The 15,205-nt window shown below is 71.3% G+C and carries 10 protein-coding genes; 4 read left to right on the forward strand and 6 right to left on the reverse strand.

Annotated features, from left to right (window positions below; translation table 11 throughout):
- Window positions 1–73: 73 nt before the first annotated feature.
- Window positions 74–1,171 (reverse strand): hypothetical protein, encoded by a 1,098-nt coding sequence (locus tag KY5_RS39685; protein WP_199843457.1) that lies wholly within the window; start codon window positions 1,169–1,171, stop codon window positions 74–76.
- Between the two features lie 392 nt (window positions 1,172–1,563).
- Between KY5_RS39685 and KY5_RS39690 the strand changes: the two genes are divergently transcribed.
- Entirely contained in the window at window positions 1,564–3,465 is a 1,902-nt protein-coding gene (locus KY5_RS39690) for a collagenase (protein ID WP_324965828.1), read from the forward strand.
- A gap of 11 nt (window positions 3,466–3,476) precedes the next feature.
- Here the strand turns inward: KY5_RS39690 and KY5_RS39695 are convergent, their stop codons facing one another.
- The 5 genes from KY5_RS39695 to KY5_RS39715 are packed head-to-tail and all read right to left on the reverse strand — an operon-like array spanning window position 3,477 to window position 10,788.
- Window positions 3,477–5,651, reverse strand: coding sequence for an MGH1-like glycoside hydrolase domain-containing protein (locus tag KY5_RS39695; RefSeq protein ID WP_234363095.1), 2,175 nt, complete (start codon window positions 5,649–5,651; stop codon window positions 3,477–3,479).
- Window positions 5,648–7,660, reverse strand: a complete 2,013-nt coding sequence (locus tag KY5_RS39700) for a beta-galactosidase (RefSeq protein WP_098246729.1) — start codon at window positions 7,658–7,660, stop codon at window positions 5,648–5,650. The genes KY5_RS39695 and KY5_RS39700 overlap by 4 nt, the downstream gene beginning before the upstream one ends.
- Entirely contained in the window at window positions 7,657–8,490 is an 834-nt protein-coding gene (locus KY5_RS39705) for a carbohydrate ABC transporter permease (protein ID WP_234363096.1), read from the reverse strand. Before KY5_RS39705 ends, KY5_RS39700 begins: the two co-directional genes overlap by 4 nt.
- Window positions 8,487–9,419 (reverse strand): carbohydrate ABC transporter permease, encoded by a 933-nt coding sequence (locus KY5_RS39710; protein WP_098246730.1) that lies wholly within the window; start codon window positions 9,417–9,419, stop codon window positions 8,487–8,489. Before KY5_RS39710 ends, KY5_RS39705 begins: the two co-directional genes overlap by 4 nt.
- Before the next feature lie 4 nt (window positions 9,420–9,423).
- Window positions 9,424–10,788, reverse strand: coding sequence for an ABC transporter substrate-binding protein (locus KY5_RS39715; RefSeq protein ID WP_199843459.1), 1,365 nt, complete (start codon window positions 10,786–10,788; stop codon window positions 9,424–9,426).
- A 153-nt stretch (window positions 10,789–10,941) separates the two neighbouring features.
- Here KY5_RS39715 and gcvPA point away from each other — a divergent pair, with 153 nt between their 5' ends.
- Genes gcvPA through KY5_RS39730 form a run of 3 tightly spaced genes read left to right on the forward strand, consistent with a single transcriptional unit; the run spans window position 10,942 to window position 15,187 of the window.
- Window positions 10,942–12,327 (forward strand): aminomethyl-transferring glycine dehydrogenase subunit GcvPA, encoded by a 1,386-nt coding sequence (gene gcvPA / locus KY5_RS39720; protein ID WP_098246731.1) that lies wholly within the window; start codon window positions 10,942–10,944, stop codon window positions 12,325–12,327.
- Window positions 12,324–13,913, forward strand: coding sequence for an aminomethyl-transferring glycine dehydrogenase subunit GcvPB (gcvPB, locus tag KY5_RS39725; protein WP_234363097.1), 1,590 nt, complete (start codon window positions 12,324–12,326; stop codon window positions 13,911–13,913). Before gcvPA ends, gcvPB begins: the two co-directional genes overlap by 4 nt.
- Window positions 13,910–15,187, forward strand: coding sequence for an ATP-NAD kinase family protein (locus KY5_RS39730; protein WP_098246732.1), 1,278 nt, complete (start codon window positions 13,910–13,912; stop codon window positions 15,185–15,187). The genes gcvPB and KY5_RS39730 overlap by 4 nt, the downstream gene beginning before the upstream one ends.
- The last annotated feature ends 18 nt before the right edge of the window (window positions 15,188–15,205 follow it).

A 15,205-nucleotide genomic window follows, 5' to 3' on the forward strand; every position in this document is an offset into this window, starting at 1 on the left:
TGGGCCCGGTGCGGCGAATCCCTCCCGGTACGGGTCATCGCGTACGACTCGAGTGCTACGGACGAGGCCGTGATCAACCTTGGGTCGTACGGGGCGACTCGGTGGCCGTCTGGAGCGCGGTGATGCACGCGCTGATCGCCTGCTGGAGGTCCTCGAGGCGCTTGACCATGTCGTCCTCGTAGATGTCGTCGATGTCCTCGACGTCGTCGAAGGTCAGCTCCTCGAAGACCTTCGTCGCCTTCTGCAGGCTGCTGTAGAACTTGGCGCGCCGCTCCTGCACCCGCAGCTGCGGGTCGCTCTGGACGGTCTGGGCGACCAGGTCACGGACCGTGTCGTACGCCTCGCGGGCCCACTCGCCCGACTCCTCGCCGTCGTCGAGCTCGTCGATGAGCGACAGGTGCCGCTCGGCCTCCTCGCGCAGCTCGGGCGACGCGTCGATCATCTGCCCCGCGGGCGTCTTGACCTGGCCCTTCTCCACGATCTGGCGGACGTAGTCGACGCGGTCGCCCGCCTTCGCCTCGGCACTCACGGCCTTCTTGAGGTCGTCGGTGCGCACGATGTCGCGGACCAGCTCGGTGCGGAGCGCCGGGTCCTCCTCGATGCGGTCCATCAGCGCCTTGCGCGCGGCCTCGGCGGTGCCGGGGTCGGCGAGGATCGCGGCGCGCAGCGCGGTCGGGTTCTCGGCGACCTCGAGGGCCTTGGTGGGGCGGATGCCCTCGGCCTCCGCGGCCTCCGAGATCGCCTCGCCGCGCGGGGTGCTCGCGCTGGAGCGGGAGGTGTAGTACGACAACCAGACGTCGGAGTCCGGGAGTTCGATGTCCTGACCGGGCTCCAGGACCTCGAAGTGAGGTACGAGACCGTCGTCGGCGGCCTTGTCCCAGGCCTTGTAGTAGCGCATGACGCGGTCGGCCGAGCATCCCGCGAGCTCGCTGAACTCCTTGGCCGAGACCTTCGGCGTCTCGCCGGAGCTCTGCCCGCCGGGGCGCACGCTGCGCGCCACCTTGAGGGCGAAGGTCCAGCCGCCGGTCCGCGCGTAGGCCCCGAAGACGCGGGCGTCCTCGGCCACCAGTTCCGCCGTCCCGGCGGCCGGGGCGACGGCCTCCTCGGCCGGGGCGGCGGCCTCCTCGGTGGGGGCGGTGGCTTCCTCGGTCGGGGCGATGGCTACGGTCACAGATGTTCTCCTGGGTGTCACAGGGGGACGAGGGTTGACGTGACACTTTATCGCTCTTATTGGGATGTTTTGCGCGCGAGTTGGGCATGCGCCTCCGCGTCGCCCCGTCACCGGTCGCCCGTCCCCCGACCCACCGAGCAGCGGCTGACCTGCGGCTGAACCGCGGCTGAACGGAAAATCTCAACTCCCTTATTTCCGGAGCCTGTTCAAGCCATGTGACGTGTGCAATGGTACATGTCACACATCGAACGTGTGCATGACATGGGTGGCGCCGCCACCCATCCGCCATGGCCCGTTTCCCCCCATTGCCGCGCCCTCGCGCGGCAGCGACCGGCCTGGAGGCCGCCTTGATACCAAGATCCTCCGCACTGAGAGAACGAGCCAGATTCCTGGTGACCGCCCTGATCGCCTGCCTGGGCCTGGCCCTGCTGGCCCCCGCGAGCCCGGCGGCGGCGACCGGTGCCGCTCCCGGAGCGCGGCCCGCGAAGGCCGCCGAGGGCAAGCCGGGCCCGGACCCCGCGCCGATGCCCGCCACTCCCACTCCGGCCACCGCCAAGGCGGAGCGCCGGGCCGAGCCCGACAAGGACGTGGCGAACCGCCCGCCGCTGCAGGCCGCTCCCGACAAGGCCCGCAAGGGCGCGGGCAAGGTCAAGGCCGCCGAGTGCCGCGTCTCCGACTTCACGTCGAAGACCGGTGCCGCCCTGGTCCAGCAGATCAAGAGCGTGGACGTCACCTGCGTCAACACGCTGTTCTCCGTGACGGGCCCGGACGCCAAGGCCCTGTTCCGCGAGGAGCAGATGGTCACCGCGGCGAACGCGCTGCGCGACACGGCGGCCAACTACCCCGGTGACAACAGCACGTCGGCCGAACAGGTGGTCCTCTACCTGCGCGCCGGGTACTACGTGCAGTGGGGCGACCCCGAGAACGTCGGCGACTACGGACCCGCGCTGAAGAGCGCCGTCCAGGGCGGTCTCGACGCCTTCTACGCCTCCTCCCACGCCTTCGACGTCACCGAGGCCAACGGCAACACCCTGAACGAGGCCGTCATCCTGATCGACAGCGCCCAGGAGAACGACCGCTACCTGAGCGTGACCAAGCGCCTGCTGACCGACTACGACGCCTCGTACGACGAGTTCTGGGGCATGGTCGCCGCGGTCAACAGCACCTTCACGGTCTACTTCCGCGGCCACCAGGTCCCGGCGTTCCTCGCCGCCGTCAAGGCCGACCGGAGCAACCTCACGATCCTGCGGGACTTCGCCGTCAAGCACGACGACCTGCTCGGCACCGACCGGTCCTACCTCGTCTACAACGCCGGGCGCGAACTCGGCCGCTTCCTCCAGTACGCGGACCTCAGGTCCGCGGTCGGCCCGCTGGCCAAGGAGCTCCTCGGCCGCAGCCAGATGACCGGCCGCACCGCCCGCCTCTGGGTCGGCGTGGCCGAGATGACGGACGCCTACGACAAGGCGAACTGTGCCGAGTACGGCACCTGTGACCTGGCCAACCGCGTGCGCGACGCGGTGCTCACCGTCAAGCACACCTGCAGCGACAGCCTGAAGATCGCCGCACAGGAGATCACCGCCGAGCAGCTGGCCGCCTCCTGCGACAGCCTCGCCAAGCAGGACGCCTTCTTCCACAACGTGGTCAAGGACGACGGGCCGGTCAAGGACGACAAGAACACCCAGCTCGAAGTGGTCGCCTTCAACTCCAGCGACGACTACCAGACCTACGCCGGGGTCGTGTTCGGCATCGACACCAACAACGGCGGCATGTACCTGGAGGGCGACCCCGCGCAGGAGGGCAACCTGCCGCGCTTCATCGCCTACGAGCAGCCCAAGCAGGACGGCTCCTTCCAGATCTGGAACCTCAACCACGAGTACACGCACTACCTCGACGGCCGCTTCAACATGTACGGCGACTTCGCGGAAGGGCAGAAGACGCCGACAGTGATGTGGGTCGAGGGCTTCGCCGAGTACATCTCCTACTCGTACCGGGGCGTCACCTACGACAACGCCATCGCCGAGGCGGGAAAGAAGACGTACAAGCTCAGCACGCTCTTCGACACCACCTACGAGAACACCAACACCACCCGCACCTACCCGTGGGGCTACCTCGCGGTCCGCTATCTGCTCCAGTCCCACCCGCAGGACGTGACCACGCTCCTCGGCCACTACCGCGCCGGTGAGTGGGACGCCGCGCGCACCCTGCTCACCAGCACCATCGGCAACCGCTACGACGCCGACTTCGACGCCTGGCTCGACCGGTGCGCCGCAGGTGACTGCGGCGCCACGGCCTGAAGGTGAGCGTCTCACCGTCGGCCGAGCAGCGGCAGGAGCAGCGCCGCCGACCAGCTGAAGTTCGGTGAGTTGAGAGGGGCTCCGGTCAGGGGGTTGTAGTTCTCCATGACCGGGGCCTTTCCCGTCAGGCCCGATGCCTTGGCCAGGAGGCGGTCCGTGAGGGCGTCGGCGTCCTGGCCGTAGCCGTAGCGGCGCAGCCCTTCGAGGGCGAAGTACGCCTGGTCGAGCCAGACGGGGCCGCGCCAGTACCGGGTCGGCGCGAAGTACGGGGACGACGCGGCGACGGTCGGAAACGGCATCGGCGTCGCGAACTCGGCCGGGTCGGTCAGCTCGGCCCGCACCGCGCGCGCCTGCTCGCGCGAGGCGGTGCCCGTCCACAGCGGCACCGCGCCCTCGATGCCGCGGCCGCGCGCGGTCAGCCGGGCGCCGGTGGTGAGGTCGACGTCGTGGAACCAGCCGTCGCGCGGGTCGTACATCTTCGCCCGCACGGCGGCATGGGTGGCATCGGCCTTGCGCTGCCAGCGAGCCGCGTCGGCATGCTTGCCGATGGCCTCTGCGATGCGCGCCAAGTAGCCCTGGTCCTGGGCGAGATAGGCGTTCAGATCGACGGATTCCTGATTGAGCGAGTAGCCGACGAGGGCGCCGTCGGGGGCGTGGTTGGCGACGACCGAGGTGCCGAGATCGGCGTCGAAACGGGGAGCGTTGTCCATGCCGCTCTCCCAGGCGGCGGCGAGCCGGCGCTGCTCCGCGGAGTCGTTGGCCGGGTCGACGGTGGCGCCGTACTCGGCGAGGCCGTCGCGGTCGTGATCGCGGTTCCGGTACCACCAGCCCTGATAGGCCGCGAGCTTCGGATACAGCTCGCGCAGGAAGGCGCGGTCCCCGCTCTTGCGGTAGACCTCCCACACCGACCAACTCGCGAGCGGTGGCTTGGAGTTGCGCTCGTTCCAGTTGCCGCCACCGCGCTCGGGATCGTTGTAGAAGAGGGCGTCGGGGATCATCCCCGCGTCCTGCGGCCGTGTCGTGGAGTCCGCGGTGATCTGCCGGTCGAACATCGACCGGATCTGCGTCTGGGCGAGCCGCGCGTCGAAGCGGGCGGTGCCCACGGCCTGCTTCCAAGTGTCCCAGGACCACAGACCGCCGGTGAACCACTTGTACGAGATGGACGGCGTGATGCCGTCGTGCTTCAACTGCCCCGCTGCGGAACGCCAGTTGGTGACGAGCGTCTCCAGGGACTTCACGGCGGTACGGCGCCGGTCCGCGGGCACGCCGCGGGTCACACCGGCGACGTAGCCGCGCCAGCGGGCATCGGCGGCCGAGACATACGTGTGCGGGTGGGCGAGGACCGCCCGGGTCCGCCGCGCCTCACGGGCGCGCTCCGCCTCGGTGAACGTGTACGACTCGGTCCAGTCGAAGCGGTGGGCGGCGCCCGGTGCGAGAGAGACGGGCGCGGTGGTCTCGGTGCGGTAGGAGTCGCCGTCGACCGTGGTGCGCACGGGGTCCTTGTGGGTGACCTCGAAGCGTTCGGTGCCGTCGGTGAGGTAGTCCCAGGTCTCGCGGACCTTCGCGAAGGCGACGCCGACGCCGGAGGCGGTCGCCCTGAGCTGCGGGGCGTCCCGCATCGGCGCTTCGGCGGGCCGCAGCAGGCTGCCGGTCCAGTCGGCGCCCAGGGTGCGCCGCCCGGTCCCGGTGTTGCGGACCTCGGCGCGGACCAGGGCGCTACGGTCGGTGGCGAAGCGCAGCGTCAGCGTGAGGCGCAGGCCGCGCCCCAGGTCGTAGGACTGGACGAGCCTGCCGGGGTGCGAGGTGAGGCGCGGGGCACCACCGGCGGCGAGGTCGAGGGTGCGACCGCCCTCGGTGAGCCGGATGCGGCTGAACGACTTGCTCAGCCACCACGGGTACTCCTGGGCGATGTAGAGGGGTCCGCTGAACCCGCCGTAGGCGGCCCGGTCACCGGCCTCGGGGAGCGCGTACGCGTGCCAGGCGCCCCGGTCGGCGAAGACGTTGACGCGGTTGACGTCGTCGGCGTCACCGGGCAGCGCGGCGGCGGGGGTGCCGTGCAGATCGAGGACGTCGGCGTAGTCGTGGGCAGGGGTGGTCGCGCCGGCCGGCGGTGCGGCCAGGGTGGCGCTGCCCGCGAGGAGCAGAGCTGCCAGAAGGGCGGTGCGGGCCGTGCGGGGTCTGGTCACGAGGGCATATCTCCAGGGGAGTTGAGGGTGCGGACGACGGCCGCACCGAGCGGAGCGAGACGTACGGTGCCGTGAATCGGTGCACCGGTCAGCAGATCCGTGCCGTCGTCGGCGTCGACTGTGACGGGGCGGTCCGTGTGGTTGAGGAGGAAGAGGTACGAGGCGTCGGCGCCGGTGCGCACGGTGGCCTCGACGCCCTCGGGGACCGGCGCGCACGCGGTGACGCCCGCCTCGGCGAGCGCTTGGCCGAGCACGTCCCCGATGTGGTCGGGGAGATGACAGCTCAGATACCGGGCGACGCCCGAGCCGTGGACGTGCCGGGTGACGGCGGGCTGCCCGGTGAGGGGGCCCGCGGCGTAGGTGTCGGTCGTCTCGGCGCCGTCCGTCTCGATCCACTCGCTCCAGACGGTGGCCCTGGCGCCGGACGCGAGCGACACCGCATCGGCGTCGGGCACCGGCCAGAACTCGTCGACGGACACCCCGAGCACCTCCCGCAGCGGCCCGGGCGCGCCCCCGTCGTGGAGGTGGTCGTGCTCGTCGACGACGCCGCTGAACGGGCCGACGACGAGGTGGCCGCCCTCGCGGACGTACGACGTGAGGCGCCGGGCGTCGGCGGTGCGCAGCAGATGCAGGTTCGGCGCGAGCACGGCCCGGTAGGCGGTGAGGTCGGCGTGCGGGGGCACGAAGTCGACGGTGACGCCGCGGGTGTGCAGTGCCGCGTACCAGGGGCGCAGCAGGTCGGGCCAGCGCATCAGGGCCGAGGGGTGGTCGGCGCCTTCGAGGGCCCACCAGGAGTCCCAGTCCAGGACGATCGCCACGGACGCGGTGACGCGGCTGCCCGCGACCTCGGCGAGCCCGGCCAGTTCGGCGCCGAAGCGGACGGTCTCGCGCCAGCCGCGCGACGCCGTGCCCCGGTGCGGGAGCAGGGCGCTGTGGTACTTCTCGGCGCCCGCGCGCGAGGCACGCCACTGGAAGTACATGACGCCGTCGGCGCCCCTGGCCACCGCCTGGAGCGACCACAGGCGTTGCAGTCCCGGCTTCTTGGGGACGTTGACGGGGCGCCAGCTCACCGCGGACGGGGCCTGTTCCATGAGGAGCCAGGGCCTGCCGCGCTTGAGGGAGCGCATCAGGTCGTAGTTGAGCGACGCGTTGACGTGGGCGCGCGGGTCCGCGGGGTCGGGGTAGGCGTCGTCGGAGACGAGGTCCTCGTGCTCGGCCCACCGCCAGTAGTCGAGTTCCCTCATCATCGACATGAAGTTGGTGGTGGCGGGGACGTCCGGGCTCGTCGCGGCGAGGACGTCCCGCTCGGCGCGGTGCAGGGCCAGCAGTGCGTCGGAGCAGAAGCGCCGCCAGTCAAGGAGCTGGGTCGGATTGACGGGGCCCGGCGCGGCGCGCGGCGGTTCGATCTCGTCGTACGTGCCGTAGCGCTGGGACCAGAAGGCCGTGCCCCAGGCGTGGTTGAGGGCGTCGACGGTGCCGTACTTCTCGCGCAGCCAGGTGCGGAAGTGCGCAGCTGAGCGCGGGCAGAAGCACTCGGTGACGTGGTCGCCGTACTCGTTGTGGATGTGCCACAGGGCGAGCGCCGGATGGCGTGCGTAGCGCTCGGCGAGCTTGCGCGTCAGGCGCACCGCGGCCTGCCCGTACGCCTCGGAGGAGGGGCAGTAGTGCTGCCGCGAACCGAATTCGAGCCGCACGCCGTCGGCGGTGACCGGTAGGATCTCGGGGTGGGCGCGCACCAGCCAGGCGGGCGGCGACGCGGTGGCGGTCGCCAGGTCGACGGCGATGCCGTGGGCGTGCAGCAGGTCCATGAGCCGGTCGAGCCAGCCGAAGTCCCAGCTGTCGGGCCCGGGTTGGAGACCCGCCCAGGAGAAGACGCCGACGGTGACCATGGTGACCCCGGCCTCCCGCATCAGCTTCACGTCCTGTTCCCAGACCTCCTCGGGCCACTGCTCGGGGTTGTAGTCCCCGCCGTAGAGCAGTCCGGGCACGGACGTCAGGTGCTCGCTCATCCCTTCACCGCCCCGCCCAGCAGCCCCGCCACGAACTGCCGCTGGAAGAGCAGGAACAGCGCCATCAGCGGCAGTGTCGCGAGCAGCGAGCCGAGCATCAGGCCGGAATAGTCGACGCGGGAGAGACCGGTGAGGGTGTTGAGGGCGACGGGCACGGTGTATTTGTCCTCGCTGTTGAGCATCAGAAGGGGCCAGATGAAGCTGTTCCAGGCCGCCATGAACGTGAAGATCACCAGGGCGCCGAGCTGCGGGCGCACGCACGGCAGCACGACGCGGTAGAAGGTGCGCAGCTCTCCGCAGCCGTCCACGCGGGCCGACTCGATGAGCTCGTCGGGGAAGCCGACGAAGCCCTGGCGCATCAGCAGGATCCCGAAGGAGTTGGCCAGGAACGGCAGGATCACCGCCTGGTAGGAGTCGATCCAGCCGACGCTCGCCATCATCTGGAAGAGCGGCACGAGCAGCACCTGGAAGGGGATCATCATCGTCGCGAGCACGGCGGCGAGCACCAGGCCGCGCCCCCGGAAGCGGTACTTGGCGAGGCCGTAGCCGCACATCGCGGAGACGAGCGAGCTGAGCACGGTCTGTACGACGGCGATGCCGACACTGTTGACCATGACCCGGCCGAAGCCGATGGTCTCCTGGAGTCGCGAGAGGTTGTCCAGGAGCCGCCCGCCGGGCAGGAACGGCGGCGGCGAGTGGAAGAGGTCGGCGGAGGAGTGGGTGGCGGCGATCGCCATCCACAGGAACGGCACGAGGCTGACCACCGCGCCGACGAGGAGCAGGGCCCGGACGAAGAGGCGGCCGACGAAGGATCCTGGGCTGCGGGTCACCGGCGGCGCTCCCGTCCGAAGGCGAAGTACTGGGCGGCGGAGATCGCGGCGATCAGCGCGACCACCACCCAGGCGATGGCGGCGGCGTAACCGAAGTCGAACTGCTGGAAGCCGACCTTGTAGAGGTAGACGACGGGCGTGAGGGTCGCGTCGTCGGGGCCGCCCCGGGTGAGCACGTAGTTCTCGTCGAAGAGCTGGAGCGTGCCGATGGTGGAGGTGATGACGCAGAACAGGACCACGGGCCGCAGCTGCGGCAGGATCACCCGGGTGTACGTGGTGAAGGTCGAAGCCCCGTCGAGCGCGGCGGCCTCGTACTGCTCCTTGCCGATGGACTGGAGCCCGGCGAGCAGGATGACGGCGTTGTAGCCGGTCCAGCGCCAGGTGAGCGTGAGGATCAGGGAGACGCGCGCCCAGGTCGGGTCGTTGAGCCAGTCGATCGGGCTCAGGCCGACGGCACCGAGCATCTGGTTGACCAGGCCGTTGTCGGTCTTGAGGAGCACCTGGAAGACCACGGCGTAGGCGACGAGCGTGGTCACCGCGGGCAGGAAGTGCACGGCGCGCCAGGTGCCGCGGAAACGCAGCCACGACTGGTTGAGCAGGGCCGCGAGGAGCAGCGCGAGACCCACCATGACCGGGACCTGCATGACGAGGATGAGACCGGTGTTGACCAGCGCGTCGGCGAACGCCGGGTCGTGCAGGAGCCGTTGGTACTGGTCGAGGCCCACCCAGCGCAGCGAGCCCGCGTCCTCCGCGGTGAACGACTGGAGCAGGCTCGCGCCGAGCGGATAGGCGAAGAAGAGGGCGAACAGCGCGGCGGCGGGGCCCGCGAAGACCCAGCCCACGTGCCGCTGACGGCGCCGGGGGCGGCGCGCGGTGCGGGGCGACGGGGCGGGTACGACGGTGTGCTTCCCGGAGTCGAGGGCGACCATGGGCTCAGGCCACCCTCTTTCGTCCGGTCGCGTCGGCGAGCTGCTCGGCGGCCGACGCGAGGGCGGCGCGCGGGTCCTTGCCGCGCAGGAGCACGCTGTTGACGGCGGAGGTCGTGATGTCCTTCGCCTTGGCGTCGTCCTTCGTGTACTCGACCGGGGGGATGTTCCTGGCGAGGCGCGCGAACACGGCGTTGACCCGCTGCCCGCCGAAGTACTCCTGCCGCTCGCTCAGATACGGGTCGTCGAGCGCGGGCAGATAGGCGGGGAAGAGGCCCTCGCGCTTGAGCATGGCGACCTGGTTGCCGGTGTCGGTGAGGAGGAAGCGGATGAACTCCCAGGCCGCTTCGGCGTTGTCGCTCTGCGCGGGGACGCAGAGGGTGGAGCCGCCGATGTTGGAGGTGCGCACCCCGTCGGCGGTGAAGCCGGGCAGCGGCAGCACCCCGAACTTCCCCTTGAGCTCCGGCATCTCGCCGGTGAGCGTCCCCGTCCACCAGGCGGCGATCGGGTTGGTGGTGACCTTGCCCTCCTTGGTGGCGGTGACCATGCCGTCCCAGTTCTTCTCGTAGGCGAGGAGGTCGTGTTCGGCCAGGCGTCTCATCAGCGTCAGGGCCCGCACGGCGGCCGGGGTCTCCAGGGCGATGCGGCCGCCGACGAACGTGGACTGGCCCTGCTGCTGGAGCAGCATGGGGAACATTCCGGAATCGGTCGGATCGTGGACGAGTAGCTTGTGCCCGGTGGCCTGCTTGACGCGGACGCCGACGCTGACGTAGTCGTCCCAGGTCCGCAGGGACTTGGGGTCGACGCCCGCGGCGCGCAGGTGGTCGATGCGGTAGTAGAGGGCGCAGGGCCCGATGTCCCAGGGCAGCCCGAAGACCTTCCCGCGGCCCGCGCCCCCGGTGACCGTGCGCCAGGCGGCCCGGTCGAAGTCGCCGCCGAAGCGGCCGCCGCGCCGCGCCACGTCGTAGAAGCCGGTGGGGAAGTTGGCCGTGTAGCGGGGCAGGTAGCTGCCCTCGACGGTGAGGACGTCGGCGAGTCCGGTGCCGCCGCGCAGACCCACGGTGATCTTGTCGTACGCGTTGTCGTAGCCGATGTCGACGACGTCGACGGTGACGTCGGGGTGGCGTTCCTCGAACGGGCCGCGGAGCCGCTTCATCGCGGTGGCCGCCACGTCCCACGACCAGACGGTGATCTTCCCGGTGAGCTTCGCGGCCCGTTGTCCCGACGAGCCGTCCTCGTCGTCGCCGCCCAGTTCGTGCGGGCCTTCACCCGCGCCGCCCGCGCCGCCCATGGCGCAGGAGCCGAGCAGCGCGGACGCCGAGGCGGCGAGTCCGGCGGTCACAACGCGCCGCCGGGGTGGTCGTGTTGACACTCTTGCCTCCCGAGGAGTGAATGCCTAATGCTGTATTCAGAACACTGAATGACAGGACCGGTCGTCAAGGGTCCTGCACACATGGACCTCCGACCTCAAGGCCCGCCCCGGGGTCCCGCTGCCCCGTGCCCTCTGCCACGCGAAAGGTGCGGCATGACGTCGTCCCAGGCTCAGCCCCCTGCCCACCCCTACATCCCGAACACGGTGCCCGCCGTCCGGCAGGCGATGCTCGACGAGATCGGCGCGGCGAGCGTCGAGGAGTTCTACGCCGACATCCCCGACGCGATCCGGCTGCACCGCCCCCTCGACCTGCCCGCGCCGCTGACCTCCGAGGCCGAACTCGGCCGCCACATGGAGGAGTTGCTCGCCCGCAACACCAGCACCCGCCAAGCCCTGAGCTTCCTCGGCTCCGGCTGCTATCAGCACCACGTCCCCGCGGTGGTCGACGAGATCGTCAACCGGGGCGAGTTCCTCACCGCGTACGCGGGCGAACCGTACGAGGACCACGGGCGCTTCCAGGCGCTGTGGGAGTACCAGTCGATGATGGCCGAGCTGCTCGACGTGGAGGTCGTCAACGTCCCCGTCTACGACGGCTTCCAGGCCGCGGGCACCGCGCTGCGCATGGCGGGCCGGATCACCGGACGCCGGAGGCTCGTGGTGGCGACGGCGACCGACGCGGACAAGCTCTCGCGCATCCGGGACTACGTGCGGCCCGATCACGACGTCAGCGTGGTCCCCGTGGACCGCGAGACCGGCCGCGCCGACCTCGACGCGGTACGCGAGCTCCTCGCCAGGGGCGATACGGCCGCCGTGTACGCGGAGTCCCCCTCGGCCGCGGGGCTCGTCGACGAGAGCCTGCCCGAGCTCGCCGAACTGGCCCATGCCGCAGGGGCGTTGTACGTGGTCGGCTGCAATCCGCTCACCCTCGGCGTGCTCGCGCCCCCGTCCTCGTACGGGGCGGACATCGCGTGCGGCGACATCCAGCCGCTCGGCATTCACCAGAGCTTCGGCGGGGGCAACGCGGGGTTCATCGCCACCCGCGACGAGGAGCGGCTCGTCGCCGAGTTCCCCTCGCGCCTGTTCGGCCTGGTGCCCACCACGGTCGACGGCGAGTACGGCTTCGGGGACGTCGCCTACGAGCGGACCTCCTTCGCGCGGCGCGAGGAAGGCAAGGAGTGGGTCGGCACCGCGGCCGCGCTGCACGGCATCGGAGCCGGGGTGTATCTGGCGCTGATGGGGCCGCAGGGCATGCGCGAGATCGGCGAGACGATCCTCGCCCTCACCGCCTACGCGCGCCGCCGTCTCGCCCACGTCCCCTGTGTGGACGTGCCGTTCGGGGAAGCCCTGCACTTCGCCGACTTCACCGTCCGCTACTCGGGCGCCCGCACGGCCGCCGAGATCCGCGCGGGCCTCAAGGAGCGGGGCATCTTCGGCGGCGTGCCCACCGGGGAGCGCGAGGCCGTCTACTGCGTCACCGAAGTCCACACCAAGGCCGACATCGACCGGCTCGCCACGACCCTGGAGGAGATCGTCAAGTGAGCGCCCACCACATGCCCGTGTCGGTGACCCCGGAGGACGCGCGCGTCGCGCCGAAGCCGAGGCTGCGCAGGTACCAGCAGGCGTCCTGGGACGAGAAGCTCGTCTTCGAGCTGGGTGCGCCGGGGGAGCGGGGCGTCCTCGTACCCGCCCCCGACCCGTCGATCGACGTGCCGGAGATCCCTGCCGCCCTGCGCCGCGGCACGCCGCCCGCGCTGCCCGAGCTCTCCCAACAGCAGGTCCTGCGCCACTACATGAGGCTCTCTCAGGAAAACCTGGGCGCCGACCTGAACATCGACGTCGGCCAGGGCACCTGCACCATGAAGTACAGCCCGAAGATCAACGACCAGTTCGTGCGCGACCCGCGGATCGCCGCGCTCCATCCGCTCCAGGACGACGACACCGTCCAGGGCGTGCTGCGCGTCATCCACGACCTGGAGCAGCTTCTGAAGGAGATCTCCGGCATGGACCGGGTCACCCTCCAGCCCGCCGCCGGGTCCGCCGCGATCTACACCAACGTCGCCATGATCCGCGCCTACTTCACGGCGCGCGGCGAACTGGAGCAGCGCGACGAGGTCATCACCACGGTCTTCTCGCACCCCTCCAACGCGGCCTGCGCCAAGACCGCGGGCTTCAAGGTCATCACGCTGCACCCGGACGCCGACGGCTACCCCGACATCGAGGCACTCAAGGCGGCGGTGGGGCCGCGCACCGCCGCCCTGCTGATCACCAACCCCGAGGACACCGGCATCTACAACCCGCGCATCGAGGAGTTCGTGCGCATCGTGCACGACGCGGGCGGCCTGTGCTCCTACGACCAGGCCAACGCCAACGGCATCCTCGGCATCACCCGCGCCCGCGACGCGGGCTTCGACCTGTGTCACTTCAACCTGCACAAGACGTTCTCGACGCCGCACGCGTGCGGTGGTCCCGCGGCGGGCGCGTGCGCGGTCACGTCGGAGCTCGCGCCCTATCTCCCTTACCCCACGGTCGAGTTCGACGGGACGCGGCACTTCCTTGACCACGACCGTCCCCAGTCGGTCGGCAAGATGCGCCCGTTCCACGGCGTCGTGCCGAACCTCGTGCGCGCCTACGCCTGGATCATGGCGCTCGGCGCCGAGGGGCTGCGGGCCGCAGCCGAGACGGCGGTCCTCAACAACAACTACCTGCTCCACAAGGTCCGGCAGATCCCGGGCGTCTCCGTCCCCTACGCCGAGGGGCGGCCGCGCGTCGAACAGGTCCGCTACAGCTGGGAGAAGCTGTACGAGGACACCGGCGTCCACTCCGAGGACATCGGCCTGCGCGCCGCCGACTTCGGCACGCACTACTGGACCAGCCACCACCCGTACCTGGTGCCCGAGCCGATGACCCTGGAGCCGACCGAGTCCTACTCCCGTGCGGACCTGGACGAGTACGCGGCGATCCTCGCGGAGGTGGCACGTGAGGCGTACGAGGACCCGGAGACCGTCCGCACGGCACCGCACCGCTCCAGCGTCCACCGGGTCCGCCCCGAGGCACTGGACGACCCGAAGACCTGGGCGGTGTCCTGGCGCGCCTACCGCCGCAAGATCCTGGGCGAGCCCGCATGAGACGCCCCCGCGTGGGCCTCGTGGTCAACCCGGTCGCGGGCCTCGGCGGCCGGGTGGGCCTCGGCGGCACGGACGGTCCCGAACGGGTGCGGCGCGCGGTCGAGCTGGGCGCCCGACCACTGGCCGGTGCCCGAGCGGCACAGGCGCTGCGGGCGTTGCGGGCGCGGCTTGCGGTGGAGGACCTGGAGGTGCTGACCGCGCCGGGGCCGATGGGGGCGGACGCGGTGCGGGCGGCGGGGCTGGTGCCGGTGGTGGTGCGGGTGGCGGGGGCCGCTATCGGGGACGACACCACCACCGTCGCCGTCGGGTCCAACGCCGCTTGCGCTGACGCGACCGGGGCCGGCGCGGCTTCCGCAGGTGCCACGCCCACCGCCCCCGTCGCCACCGCCAGCGTCGTCATCACCACCCCCGCCCACACCACCTCCGCCGTCCGCGCCCTCGTCGACGCCGGAGTCGACCTCCTCCTCTTCGCCGGAGGCGACGGCACCGCGCGTGACGTGCTGCGGGCCCTGCCCGGCGAGGGCAGTGAGCGATGTCCCGTGCTCGGGATTCCGACCGGCGTCAAGATGCACTCCGCCGTGTTCGCCGTCGGCCCCGCCGCCGCGGGTGAGGTCGCGGGCGCCTGGCTGGACGGGAGCGGGGGCGTGCGGTTGCGGGACGCGGAGGTCATGGACCGTGACGAGGGCGCGCTGCGGGACGGGCGCGTGGCCTCGCGCTTGTTCGGGTGGCTCCCCGTGCCCGACGTGCCCGCGCGCGTGCAGCAGCGCAAGACAGGGAGCACGGCCGCCACGGGCGACGCGTCCACCGGCATCGCGGCGGAGGTCGCGGGGCGCGTCGGCGAGGGACCGCTCGTCCTCGGCCCCGGCACCACCACCCGTGCCGTCGCCACCGCCCTCGGCGCCGACGCGTCGCTCGCGGGCGTCGACGTGCTCGCCCTGCGCGCGGGGCGGGCCGACGTCGTGGCGCGCGACACCGGCGAGGCGGAACTGCTCGCCCGGATCGGAGCGGGGCCCTGCTGGATCGGGCTCTCCCCGATCGGTGGCCAGGGCTTCCTGCTCGGCCGGGGCAACCAGCAGATCTCGCCGCGCGTGCTGCGCGCGGCGGGCGGCCGCGACCGGCTGCTCGTGCTCTGCCCGGAACACAAGCTGGCCGCACTCGGTGGCCGCCCGCTGCTCCTCGACACCGGCGACCCGGAGCTGGACGCCGAGCTGAGCGGATACCTCCCCGTACTCACCGGCCACCGCCGCGTCTCCCTCTACCCCGCCACCCACTGAGCGACAGGAACAAGGAGC

The sequence above is a fragment of the Streptomyces formicae genome (genome assembly GCF_002556545.1).
Taxonomy (GTDB): domain Bacteria; phylum Actinomycetota; class Actinomycetes; order Streptomycetales; family Streptomycetaceae; genus Streptomyces; species Streptomyces formicae_A.

Coding starts and splice junctions, on each gene's coding strand:
- KY5_RS39730 (WP_098246732.1), top strand. CDS start 13,910: ATGAGACGCCCCCGCGTGGGCCTCGTGGTCAACCCGGTCGCGGGCCTC.
- KY5_RS39710 (WP_098246730.1), bottom strand. CDS start 9,419: ATGGTCGCCCTCGACTCCGGGAAGCACACCGTCGTACCCGCCCCGTCG.
- gcvPA (WP_098246731.1), top strand. CDS start 10,942: ATGACGTCGTCCCAGGCTCAGCCCCCTGCCCACCCCTACATCCCGAAC.
- KY5_RS39700 (WP_098246729.1), bottom strand. CDS start 7,660: ATGAGCGAGCACCTGACGTCCGTGCCCGGACTGCTCTACGGCGGGGAC.